Source organism: Atlantibacter sp. (genome assembly GCF_032062175.1).
In the GTDB taxonomy this organism is placed as follows: domain Bacteria; phylum Pseudomonadota; class Gammaproteobacteria; order Enterobacterales; family Enterobacteriaceae; genus Atlantibacter.
The window spans coordinates 12,833-24,063 of the sequence record NZ_DAMBQK010000013.1 but is presented as its reverse complement, the minus strand read 5'-3'; the positions used below and the strand labels follow the sequence as shown (position 1 = coordinate 24,063).

General features: G+C 55.1%; 11 protein-coding genes. 4 read left to right on the top strand and 7 right to left on the bottom strand.

Annotated features, from left to right (window positions below; all coding sequences use genetic code 11):
* Positions 1-19: 19 nt before the first annotated feature.
* Positions 20-862: a 23S rRNA (adenine(2030)-N(6))-methyltransferase RlmJ gene (locus RT120_RS12955; RefSeq protein ID WP_312983047.1), complete on the top strand. Its 843-nt coding sequence runs from the start codon at positions 20-22 to the stop codon at positions 860-862.
* A 71-nt stretch (positions 863-933) separates the two neighbouring features.
* Entirely contained in the window at positions 934-2,286 is a 1,353-nt protein-coding gene (gene gorA, locus RT120_RS12950; RefSeq protein ID WP_312983045.1) for a glutathione-disulfide reductase, read from the top strand.
* Between the two features lie 52 nt (positions 2,287-2,338).
* Here gorA and RT120_RS12945 read toward each other — a convergent pair whose 3' ends face one another.
* The 6 genes from RT120_RS12945 to RT120_RS12920 all read right to left on the bottom strand — a co-directional run bounded on the left by RT120_RS12945 (position 2,339) and on the right by RT120_RS12920 (position 7,177).
* Positions 2,339-3,289 carry a bifunctional helix-turn-helix transcriptional regulator/GNAT family N-acetyltransferase gene (locus RT120_RS12945; protein ID WP_312983043.1) on the bottom strand — a complete coding sequence of 317 codons (951 nt, stop codon included), beginning with the start codon at positions 3,287-3,289 and terminating at the stop codon, positions 2,339-2,341.
* Between the two features lie 65 nt (positions 3,290-3,354).
* Complete coding sequence (locus tag RT120_RS12940; protein ID WP_312983041.1) at positions 3,355-3,606, bottom strand: DUF3343 domain-containing protein; 252 nt, start codon at positions 3,604-3,606, stop codon at positions 3,355-3,357.
* On the bottom strand, positions 3,603-4,370 hold the full coding sequence (gene yjiL / locus RT120_RS12935; protein ID WP_312983039.1) for a putative 2-hydroxyacyl-CoA dehydratase activator YjiL: 768 nt from the start codon (positions 4,368-4,370) through the stop codon (positions 3,603-3,605). The genes RT120_RS12940 and yjiL overlap by 4 nt, the downstream gene beginning before the upstream one ends.
* A 9-nt stretch (positions 4,371-4,379) precedes the next feature.
* A complete protein-coding gene (locus tag RT120_RS12930) occupies positions 4,380-5,531 on the bottom strand; it encodes a double-cubane-cluster-containing anaerobic reductase (protein WP_312983038.1) in 1,152 nt (383 codons plus the stop codon).
* A 144-nt stretch (positions 5,532-5,675) separates the two neighbouring features.
* Entirely contained in the window at positions 5,676-6,593 is a 918-nt protein-coding gene (locus RT120_RS12925; protein ID WP_312983036.1) for a manganese catalase family protein, read from the bottom strand.
* Positions 6,594-6,664: 71 nt separating this feature from the next.
* On the bottom strand, positions 6,665-7,177 hold the full coding sequence (locus RT120_RS12920; RefSeq protein WP_312983034.1) for a ferritin-like domain-containing protein: 513 nt from the start codon (positions 7,175-7,177) through the stop codon (positions 6,665-6,667).
* 674 nt (positions 7,178-7,851) lie between these two features.
* Between RT120_RS12920 and RT120_RS12915 the strand changes: the two genes are divergently transcribed.
* A complete protein-coding gene (locus RT120_RS12915; RefSeq protein ID WP_312983033.1) occupies positions 7,852-9,129 on the top strand; it encodes an MASE1 domain-containing protein in 1,278 nt (425 codons plus the stop codon).
* Positions 9,130-9,152: 23 nt separating this feature from the next.
* Complete coding sequence (locus tag RT120_RS12910; protein ID WP_312983031.1) at positions 9,153-10,475, top strand: MFS transporter; 1,323 nt, start codon at positions 9,153-9,155, stop codon at positions 10,473-10,475.
* A gap of 5 nt (positions 10,476-10,480) precedes the next feature.
* Here the strand turns inward: RT120_RS12910 and RT120_RS12905 are convergent, their stop codons facing one another.
* Positions 10,481-11,221 (bottom strand): MipA/OmpV family protein, encoded by a 741-nt coding sequence (locus RT120_RS12905; protein WP_312983029.1) that lies wholly within the window; start codon positions 11,219-11,221, stop codon positions 10,481-10,483.
* Positions 11,222-11,231: the final 10 nt, after the last annotated feature.

Here is an 11,231-nt window from a genome sequence, read left to right as displayed (position 1 = left end):
CTATCTGGAAACGTTCTACATGCTTAGCTATCGCCACAGCTTCCACGCCGGTAACCACGCCGACGTGCTGAAGCACACTGTACAAAGCCTTATCATTGAATCCCTTAAAGAAAAAGAGAAACCGTTTCTCTATCTGGATACCCATGCGGGGGCAGGGCGCTATCAGTTAAGCGGCGAACATGCGGAGCGTACCGGCGAGTATCTCGAAGGCATCGCGCGCATCTGGCAGCAGGATGATTTGCCTGCCGAGCTGGAGCCGTACATCAGCGCGGTGGCGCATTTTAACCGTGGCGGGCAACTGCGTTATTACCCCGGTTCCCCGCTGATCGCGCGCCAGCTGCTGCGCCCACAGGACAGTATGCTACTGACCGAACTGCACCCCAGCGACTTCCCGCTGCTGCGTTCCGAATTTCAGAAAGACGACCGCGCCACCGTCAGCCGTTCCGATGGCTATCAGCAGTTGAAGGCTAAACTGCCGCCGGTGTCGCGTCGTGGATTAGTTCTTATCGATCCGCCCTATGAAATGAAAACCGACTATCAGGCGGTGGTGACCGGCATTAAAGAAGGTTACAGCCGCTTTGCGACCGGCGTGTATGCGCTGTGGTATCCGGTAGTCCTGCGCCAGCAGATCAAACGCATGGTTCACGCGCTGGAAGAAACCGGCATTCGCCGTATTCTACAAATCGAGCTGGCAGTGTTACCGGACAGCGATCGTCGCGGCATGACCGCGTCGGGGATGATTGTGATTAACCCGCCGTGGAAGCTGGAACAGCAGATGAACACCGTTCTGCCGTGGCTACATAAAAAGCTGGTGCCGGCGGGAACCGGGCACGCTACCGTTAGCTGGATCGTGCCGGAATAATCACAGCCATCGATGGAACCTATTGATTTCAGGTATACAATCGCGGCAATCAGACATTAAGGATTAGACTCATGACCAAACATTACGACTACCTCGCTATCGGCGGCGGCAGCGGCGGTATTGCCTCCATTAACCGGGCAGCCATGTACGGGAAGAAGTGCGCGCTGATTGAAGCCAAAGAGCTAGGCGGCACCTGCGTCAACGTCGGTTGTGTGCCGAAAAAAGTGATGTGGCATGCGGCGCAAATCGCGGAAGCCATCCATCTGTACGGCCCGGATTACGGTTTCGATACCACCGTGAATCATTTCGACTGGAAGAAACTGGTTGCCAGCCGTACCGCCTACATCGATCGCATCCACACCTCTTACGAGACGGTGCTGAAGAAAAACATCGTTGATGTGATCCGTGGCTTCGCGCGTTTTGTCGATGCGCATACCGTAGAAGTGAATGGCGAAACCATTACCGCTGACCATATCCTGATCGCCACCGGTGGCCGCCCGTCTATTCCGTCGATTCCGGGCGCGGAATACGGTATTAATTCCGACGGCTTCTTTGAGCTGGACGAGATGCCGAAACGCGTTGCGGTGGTGGGCGCAGGTTACATCGCCGTGGAAATTGCTGGCGTGGTGAACGCCCTGGGTGCGGATACCCACCTGTTTGTGCGTAAACACGCGCCGCTGCGTAACTTTGATCCGCTGATTGTCGAAACGCTGGTGGAAGTGATCAACACCGAAGGCCCGACGCTGCACACCCAGGCGATCCCGAAAGCGGTAGTGAAAAACGCTGACGGCAGCCTGACGCTGCAACTGGAGGATGGTCGCAGCGAAACCGTTGACTGCCTGATTTGGGCGATTGGCCGCGAACCGGCTAACGACAACTTCAACCTGGCGGTAACGGGCGTTAAAACCAACGAAAAAGGCTACATCGTCGTTGATAAATTCCAGAATACCAGCGTTGAAGGCATTTACGCGGTAGGCGACAACACCGGGGCGGTGGAACTAACGCCGGTCGCGGTTGCTGCCGGTCGCCGTCTCTCCGAACGCCTGTTTAACAACAAGCCGGAAGAGCATCTGGATTACACCAACGTTCCGACCGTGGTGTTCAGCCACCCGCCGATCGGCACTGTGGGCCTGACCGAACCGCAGGCGCGCGAGCAGTACGGCGATGACCAGGTGAAAGTATATAAATCCTCTTTCACCGCGATGTACACCGCCGTGACCTCTCACCGCCAGCCGTGCCGCATGAAGCTTGTGTGCGTTGGCCCGGAAGAGAAAATCGTCGGTATTCATGGGATTGGCTTCGGGATGGATGAGATCCTGCAAGGCTTCGCGGTGGCGCTGAAAATGGGCGCGACTAAGAAAGACTTTGATAATACCGTGGCAATCCACCCGACGGCGGCGGAAGAGTTTGTGACGATGCGTTAATTCGCTCTCTGGATTAATGAAAACAGTGCCCACCTTTATGGTGGGCATTTTTTTATGAACGCCCCATCCGCGTAAACTGCTGCTCCAACATCTCCCGTCCCCACTGATCGCCCTGCCATTCGCGGGCAAGCGTAAATCCAAACGACTCATACAGCCGACGCGCCGCGTCGAGCCCGCTAAACGTCCAGAGCTGTGTTGCCGAAAACCCCTGCTGGTCGCAAAAATCCATTGCTTCACTCAGTAACCGGCGGCCGATGCCGCTGCCGCGACAGTCGTCGTCAAGGATAAACCAGCGCAGATGCGCTTCGTTATTGCCTAAGTCCTCTCCATCGATGGCAACCGAGCCGACAATCCGTCCGTGATGCATCACCAACCAGACCTGGTTGCAGGGGTTGTTCAGCCGCCCGCAAAATTCCGCCACGCCCGACGCGACTTTGCCTTCAAAGAAGTGCCCGAAACCATAATTTTTGGCGTAGTAGCTGCCGTGCATTTCGCTAATACGGCCAATCACGCCGGGGTGATAGCCGGTGACAATCTCAAACGGGCTGGCCTCGCTAACGCGCGCACCGTTACGGCAGACTTCCAGCGCGCGGGCATAGGCCGCCAGTCCACAGGCCACGGACTGTTGCTGGGAAGGGTTGAGCTGCTCCAGCGCTTCGACGACCCGCATCGCGCCGTACTGGTTGATCCGCGCGACGCTTTCCCGCCCTTTTTCAGTGAGTTGCAGCTGTTTTACCCGTCCATCCTGTGCTGAGGGCGTTTCCTGCAACTCACCGGCGGCGATCAGTTTACTGACCATCCGGCTGACGCTGGATTTTTCCAGCCCGAGAATTTGCACCAGATGGGCGGCAGTCAACGCGCCGTTGGCGTCAATTTCCACCAGCGTATGGACGGCGGAAGGGGAATACTCCGTGGCGGCGAGAGTGGCATTCATAAAGCCCAGTTCGCGAACCATCAAACGGGAGGAGACACGGATGTCGTTAATAATAGCGGAGTCGATCATGGCGGCATCTGATAAGATTTAATAGTTGTGCAATACAACCATTTGTTTGAATGTGTGTCAACGGTTCACGCTGGTGGATACGTGGCGATGCAGTCCCATTGTTCACCTTGCACCCGATACACCGATTCCGTCAGCCCGGCCATAACCCAGTCCTGATATCCCTCTTCAGGGCAGGCGATCCAGATGCACAGCCCGCAGCCGCCGCGCAGCTGGCGAGGGATATCCGTAACGCGAAAATCCTTCCCCGCCGCTTGCAAAGCCCGGCGTGTTTTCACCACACCGAGGGTATTGTGGAACAGAAACAGGTATTCGGTCACCGGCGTTTCCTCGGCTGCTGGCCAATAATCGCCGCGCCTACCGCCCCGGCATACTGGGCGTCGGGATGGGTTTGCACCGTCATGCCCACGTGCTCTGTGAGCTTATCGACGAATACCGCACAATGGCTGACGCCCCCGGTAAATAATACCGGGCCCTGTGCCGACAATCTGCCAATGAAGTTGGCGCTGCGGCGCGCCATGGCGTTGACGATCCCGGCCAGAATCGCTTCCGGGGCAACCCCCGCCGAGCGCAGGCTAATAACTTCAGATTCAGCGAAAACCGTACACATACTGGTGATAGCGTGCGGTTCCACGCCACGGGTAATCGCGTCGAGCTGGTCGACACTTGCGCCCAAAGTGCGGGAAATCACTTCCAGAAACCGTCCGGTGCCTGCGGCGCATTTATCGTTCATCAGGAAATCGGTCAGATTGCCCCGGTCATCCAGTTGGATGACTTTGCTGTCTTGCCCGCCAATGTCGATCACCGTGCGGGTATCCGGAGCCAGCAGACGCGCGCCCAGGCCATGACAGGAAATCTCCGTAACCTGCTTATCGGCAAAGTCCACCAACTGGCGACCATAACCGGTCAACGTGAGGAAAGGGCGCTCATCCAGCCCGGTGCTGAGGCTCTGCCAGGCTTCGCGGATCGCCGTCTCCGGGCGGAACGGCGTCGGGCACAGGAAGCGGCGCACGATGGCACCGTCCTGCAACAGTACGCCTTTGGTGGTGGTGGAACCGGAATCAATCCCTATTGATACAGCCACAACCGCTCCTTAAAGCATTTCGATAAAGGCCGCCACGCGGGTGCTGAGCTGCCCGATATCCGAAGTGGAGTAATCGGTCTCAATGGCGATATACGGGATGTGGTGGTGTTCGCGCACATGGCGCTTAATCGCCAGCGATTCCACGGCGTAGGTGTGGCAGGCCTGCAAAATGACATCCACCACGCCGTCGGCCTGGTACTCTTCCACCATCTGGCTAAGCAGTTTCAGACGCTGGTCGTTAGGGGAAATGCACGAGCAGCCAATCGCCAGGTACTTATCGGTGAGCGCGTCGTACACGTCGCCGGTCTCTTCCACGCAGTGTTCGGTGGCTTTCGCGCCGGTGCAGTTTTCAAAACCCACCACCCAGCCGCCATTTTCCTCGATGGCGCGCACGACTTTTTCCGCTGCGCCGCCGATGGGGCAGCCGGTAATCAGAATACGCGGGCGCGCTTCCAGACGTTTGCCGTCCTGCCACTCCTGGCGCACGCGTTCCGCCATGCCGTTCAGCTCGTCGATCAGCGCCTGTTTATCGAAGCGGAAAGTCGCGCCGTACACCACTTTGAGGATATCCATCCCGCTGAGCGCGGGGGGATTAAGCTGCCCGACATGGTAGAAATTGGCGGTCGCGCGGCGCTCCTGGTTTTTCAGCGCGATGGCGTCGCGCAGCGCCTGTTCGGTGATCGTCGCGCCGAAACGCTGTTCAACGGCGTCTTTCAGGCGATGGATTTCTGCTTTCCACAACGCGCGTGACGCAGCGTCGGCGGTGCTATTTGGGAGTTGCATTACGTGGACCGCTTTAAAATCGGCCATGTATTCATACATCTTTTTCTTGCCGTCGCAGGTGGTTTCGCCCACCACCAGGTCGGAGAAATAGAAGTAGGGGCATTTATCGGTTTTCCCAAAACCGTAGCTGCTTTTAATCAGCGGGCAGAGGTTACGCGGCAGGTCTTTTTCGGCTTCTTCGATGGTTTCATCTGAGGTGGAGCACAGCGAGACCACCACTGCGCCTGCGGCCATCGGGATCTCTTGCGGCATAAAAGTGCAATAGGTGCCGACCAGCGGAACGCCTTGCTCTTTGAGATCCATAACGGTGATAAAACCTTTCTGGCGGGCTTCTGAGAACTGATCGAAAATGGCAGGTAATTCAGTGATAAGAGACATATTTTTCCTTCCCCGTTACACGGGCGAGAGTAAAATTGGCTCCGCATTATAGTCACACTGAATGAATGGTTTTGTTGATCTCTGGCGGGAATATGTCACTCGGGCGGGAGACCGTGACGGCTCTGTGAGCCGTCACGTATTACCTTATTTCTTCGGCTTTTTCACCGGAGATTTGCTGGAGGCGGCTTCATTTTCGATCGGCGGAACCGAACCGATATCGGTGCCGGTGACCGGGTTAACCGACGGGTCAGATGCGGTGCGGGCAATCATGCTGTCCAGATTGGCTTGCTGCGAAGGAGGCAACTGTACGCTTGCCAGACCGTCGCCACCGTCTACCGCAGGTTGCGGATCGGCCACATAGGTGAAGTTCTCGTCGGAGTTCCAGCTACCGCGCATGTCGTCGCCTTCAGACATATTGAAGTAAACGTTGGAGTATTGTTCGATTGGCGGCAATTTCCCGGCAGGGAAGTTATTACGGATCGAATACAGCGCTTTCTCAAATGAAATCTGGTGTGCCACTTCGCGGGTCATCAGGAAGCCTAACGCGTCTTTTACGCCAACGTCATCGGTCAGGTTAATCAGGCGCTCATAGATGATTTTGGCGCGGGCTTCTGCCGCGATGTTGGAGCGTAAATCCGCCGTAACTTCGCCGATGGTGTCGATGTACGCCGCTGTCCAGGGAACGCCGGCGGAATTCACCAGCGCCGGACCGCCGCCATACAGCAGGGAGGTCAGGTGGCTGTCATTGCCGTTGCCGGTGATGGTGCGATAAAGCTCACCCTCTTTTTCGGTGCCTTCGGCCAGATCGCCTTTCGCGCCTTTATTCAGCATCCCCACCAGCGAGCCGATGATTTCCAGGTGGCTCAATTCTTCGGTGGCGATATCCATCAGCATATCTTTACGGCCCGGATCGTCATCGCCCAGACCCTGGGTAAAATAACGGCACGCCGCTGCCAACTCGCCCTGTGGGCCGCCGAACTGTTCAAGCAACAGGTTCGCCAGGCCAGGATTCGGTTCTGATACGCGCACTGTGTACTGTAGTTTTTTGACATGTCTGAACATACGCTCACTCCGCAAAAGTAAAAGGCAGTGAAATGCCCGCCTTAGCGGCGGGCATCATGCAAAAGAAGAGATTATTTTTTGGCTTCAACGCCCGGTGCGGCGTCACGAACCAGGAACTGCTCGGTAACATCAGGAATATGATTTAGTGCCCACTCCGCCATCGCGATTTCTTGCTCACGGATCTGTTCAAAAATGCGTGCGCCTTCCTGGTCGCCGACCAGTTGCGCCGCCGCGATCAGCGAGGTATAGCAGGCCACTTCAAAGTGTTCGAACGCATAGCTGCTGAGGGCGCCTTTGACCACTTCGTCATCGGCGAACATACCGCCCATAGCCTGGCCGGTAGCGGCCATTTTGCCCATGACGTCTTTGAAGGCGGAGTTAGAGGTATTGTGACGATCGATAACGGACTGAATAAGCGTTTGCTGCTGGCGAGTTTCTTCAATGTGCTGCTCAATCCGGGCTTTCAGATCCGGATAGTGCTCCAGGCGTCCAGCCATTTTTTCAAGCATGGATTCAGCCTGTTTCTCCATCGCATGCGCATCTCTTACCCAGTCCAGATAGTTCTCTTCGTAAGTCGTTGCCATGATTATTCCTCTTAGATTAAACACCTTATCGAAAATCTCCCGGCGCGTTTTCGACACGCAGATCCTGGTCGAAAATAACGGTCGGTTTATTCTCCGTTCCGTTCTGCAATAACAGAACCACCCACGGATAAATATCAGGCCTTCGATTTCGCGGTAGTTTTCTCAGACCGTAACCCATCGTTTTTTAATAAAAAATAATGAGTATTATCGTCGTGCCAGTTTTTTGTCTGGCCTGCATAAGGATAGACGCCAACGCCCGATTCATCCTCGGTTGTGGTCATTTAGAATAGTTTCAGGATTTTTCTTAAATGGACGCTAATAAAAATTTACAGACCAGATATACGCCAGGTTAGAAGGTTTGTCGCTGATAATATTTTATATATTTGACCTGCGCCGTTTTGCTGAAAACGAAGCGGTAAATAAAATATGTGTGCAAAAAAAATTCGTGTTGCGTTTTGTGTCGCGCTACGAAAATAACAGCAAGTGCCCCGGTAAAAAATAGTAAAAACCCGGCGGTGCAAGCGACTCCGTCGGGAGGCGGAGTTTATATGATATATCGTTGTGCCAGGTGCGCTTAAAAGCGCAAAAATCAACGCTGCGTTTACCCTGGGGCTATGAAACTTTTCGGATTATCGCCGATAATACAGACTTCCTGAAACCAAAGAGATGTCCCGATGAAAGGCAAACTCTCACCGTTTATGCATCAGACCGTTTCCTTTGCCATCTGGATGCTCATTTATTATGTGTCCGGTCTGGTCTCGCTACAGCTTGATGATCCGAGCCTTGATTTTTCCATTGTCTGGTTCCCGGCAGGGGTCGCGACGGCGGCGTTTCTGTGCGCGCCGTGGCGGCAATGGTGGCTGTTTCTCGCCGGCTTCATCATTCTTAACCTCATTCTGGATAACACCACCACGGATAACTTCCCCACTAACCTGATGTTTGCGGTGTTATCCATGCCTTCCACCATGGCTATCGCCTGGCTTGTCAGACGGTTTTCACGTGAAGGCGATGACCTGCACCAAATCGTGATGTGGCTGATTGCCACGGTGCTGGTGAGCGTGGTGGATGCGCTGGTGCTGTCGTGGGGGTTATGGTACTTCCGCAACGAATCCTTTAGCGGCACGTTCTGGCCGGGATTAATTGCCGACGTTACCGGCATTCTTTTCGCCACCACCATCATTATGGGCTTCCTGAATAATCATCTGCGTACTCAAGGTATGCACCGCAGGATAATGATTGCCGGGGGCTTTGTGTGGGTGCTGCTGATCCTGATTACCGCCTGGATATTCAGCGACTCGGTGAAATATATCACCGATGCGTTTAATGCCCATCGCTACGATGTGCTGCGTTTTGCGGCGGCCTGTATTCCCATCGTGTTAACGGTGGCGCTGGCGATACTGTGGGGCAACCGGGGCGGATCCTTTGCGTTATTAACCCTCGGCGCGATTGTTATCTGGTTCTCGATTCAAAAAATGGGCCCCTTCTTTATTAAAGGGCTACGAGCCGGCGAGCCGTTGCTGATTGCTCAATGTTATTTAACCGCCACGGCGTTATTAATGGTGTTTATTCGGGTATTAACCCGCAGCGCCCAGCGGCTGGATAATCGTAACGGCGTGCAAAGCGCGCGCGACGCTATCTATCAATTGAATCTGGTTACCGGGCAACTTTACTGGGATCACACGCTGGATGTGCTGGACGACATCGCCACCGACGAGCTGACCGATAAAGAAAAAATGCTGGCACGCGTACACCCGGACGACCGCGAGAAATTTCAGCGCCAGTGGAGCGATAGGGGTCAGGCGCATAAGCTGCCCACTATCTCATTTCGGTTTAAAGATAAAAATGACCGCTGGGTGACCATTACTGACAGCGGCAACATGCTGATTAATAAACAGTCACAACCCATTATTATTGGCAACTGGCGAATCAGTGGCACCACCACGTTCAGTTAAGCGCAGAGAGGCGGAGAGTCGTTATGTTACAAATCGCGTTATTGCTTTTCGGTGCAGAATTTGTGCGTGATAAAGCCAAATATCTTTGGATAAGTGGCTTATTATGGGGGGTCGCGGGCGTTCTGATTTTTATTGATGGCTTTGACGGGCAAACGTATTTCCCGTTAAAAACCTTTGGCATCGTTTTGTTATTAGAGAGCCTGATTACCCTGAGCGTGGCGGCAAGCGGAATAGGTGCGCAAAAAGCGGTGCTCTATTTTAAAGGCGGCGTCTTTTTCTTCGTTTCGTTAATTATGCTGGTGGATGCCCGTTACAGTAATATCCTGCTGTCGGTGATTTTTGGCTTCTCGTATTTCGTCATCGGCCTGTTTGTTATTGCCTCCGCCTGGGTGGTGCGTTTCCCGCGCTGGCGCGCATCACTGGTTATGGGCTGCCTGCAAATCGCCTTTGCCGGGTTTTTAATTACCCATTCCAGCGCCACGGTGTCGTTTTTCCTGGGGGTGTTGATGATAGCGGGCAGCATTAACACGCTGCGCGTGGCGATGCGGGCAAGGCAGTTAAAAAATGCCACCTCGGTATTCCAGATAATGGTGCCGCGTGAGTTCGCCAAAGGCTTCACCACCAAAGTGAAAGGCAGCCCGATGCCGGAAAAAGCCGCCGGGACGGTGACGCCGCCGCTGGAGTTTACCTCACCGCTGACAGTGCATATCTGGACGCCGGAAGGCTCTGCTAATGAACCCGCGGTGCCGCGCCCGGTGATCAACCGCTATATTGCTGCGGTAGATGCCCACGGCGTGATCTCGACCGGCCATGCGGCGCTGGAGGCGTCTCCCCATGTTTATGTCAGCCTGTACCCGGCTGAAGATATCGACCGCTCGCCGTCTGAGTTTTTTCGCCTGCTGAAAGCCACCCACGACAACGACATCGCCGGGAAATATCAGCCCGATTACGTCACGGAGTCGGGCAACTGGTGCCATTCTGATATGAAAATCCATTTCCACGGGTTTAACGGCGAGGCGCTGCACCGGTTCTGGACGAATTATCGCAAAGATGAAATTTACAACCTGACTTACCGCAACTGCTCAAGCAGCGTGGCGTATTCGCTGGAAGCGGCGCTGGACGGGGTGTTAGCCAACCGGCGGGGAAGCTGGCTGACTACCCTGAAAGTGCTGTTTATGCCGGAACTGTGGATCGCGTCCCAGGTGCGTAAAAGAGCCTTAACCATGGCCTGGACGCCGGGCCTGGTGATGGATTACGCCCGGGCATTGCGTGCCATTGTTCATCCGGTTCCACAACCCTGGTACAAACGCATGCCGTGGAAATCACGCTCCACGGCGCAGGAATAACCGGCTTAAAACGACCACACCAGCCCGGACTCAATGTCGGCAAGGATGTTGTCATCCACCATCGGGCTGTGGCGAATGGTTGAAGGCAGGAAGGTGACGCGCGGTTGCAGGTAGAAATGCAGATTGTCAGTCACCTTCCAGTCTGCCGCCACCGCCAGCCAGGGCGCAAAGGCGTCATTGGGGGACCAGGCGTCTAACCCTGATTTAGCGGATTCGCGCTCGCTGATGCCGTAGTAATAACGCGCCAGCTTGTCGCTATACCAGTCGATGCCCGCCTGCGGATAAATCGTCACTGGCTCTGCGACAAGTTGTCCGGCCCAGGCCAGCGTCGCCATCAACCCGTTGCTGGTATTGAGCGTGTCGCCGGAAAACTCCCCGCGAAACGCGCCGATATCGGTGATGCGCTGATAGCTCACCCCGGCCATCATCGTGCTGTGGCGTGAGTTTAGCTGGCGGATCGCCCACTGGCGGGCGTTGTCCGGGTCGAACTCTACGTCCAGATACCAGACGCGCGCTTTGAATTCGTTCTTGTCGTCATTGACGAAATAGACCCCCGCTTCGGTGCCGTCCAGGTAAACGATCTTATTGTCATAGCCCAGATAGGGAATGACGGAGTAGTCGGTTTTATAGCTTTTATAGGGGTTAAACTGCGCTTCACCTTCGATGCCCAGGCCGATCTCCGCCGCTGTGGCTCCGCTCAGCGGTATCAGCAACGCCATCCCAATGGCGGTACGTTTGATCATCATTTTGCATCCT

Bases quoted from the DNA above. Each gene is read 5' to 3' on its own strand.
- RT120_RS12955 (WP_312983047.1), top strand. From the start codon at position 20: ATGCTTAGCTATCGCCACAGCTTCCACGCCGGTAACCACGCCGACGTG.
- gorA (WP_312983045.1), top strand. From the start codon at position 934: ATGACCAAACATTACGACTACCTCGCTATCGGCGGCGGCAGCGGCGGT.
- RT120_RS12945 (WP_312983043.1), bottom strand. From the start codon at position 3,289: ATGATCGACTCCGCTATTATTAACGACATCCGTGTCTCCTCCCGTTTG.
- RT120_RS12930 (WP_312983038.1), bottom strand. From the start codon at position 5,531: ATGTCTCTTATCACTGAATTACCTGCCATTTTCGATCAGTTCTCAGAA.
- RT120_RS12925 (WP_312983036.1), bottom strand. From the start codon at position 6,593: ATGTTCAGACATGTCAAAAAACTACAGTACACAGTGCGCGTATCAGAA.
- RT120_RS12920 (WP_312983034.1), bottom strand. From the start codon at position 7,177: ATGGCAACGACTTACGAAGAGAACTATCTGGACTGGGTAAGAGATGCG.
- RT120_RS12915 (WP_312983033.1), top strand. From the start codon at position 7,852: ATGAAAGGCAAACTCTCACCGTTTATGCATCAGACCGTTTCCTTTGCC.
- RT120_RS12910 (WP_312983031.1), top strand. From the start codon at position 9,153: ATGTTACAAATCGCGTTATTGCTTTTCGGTGCAGAATTTGTGCGTGAT.
- RT120_RS12905 (WP_312983029.1), bottom strand. From the start codon at position 11,221: ATGATGATCAAACGTACCGCCATTGGGATGGCGTTGCTGATACCGCTG.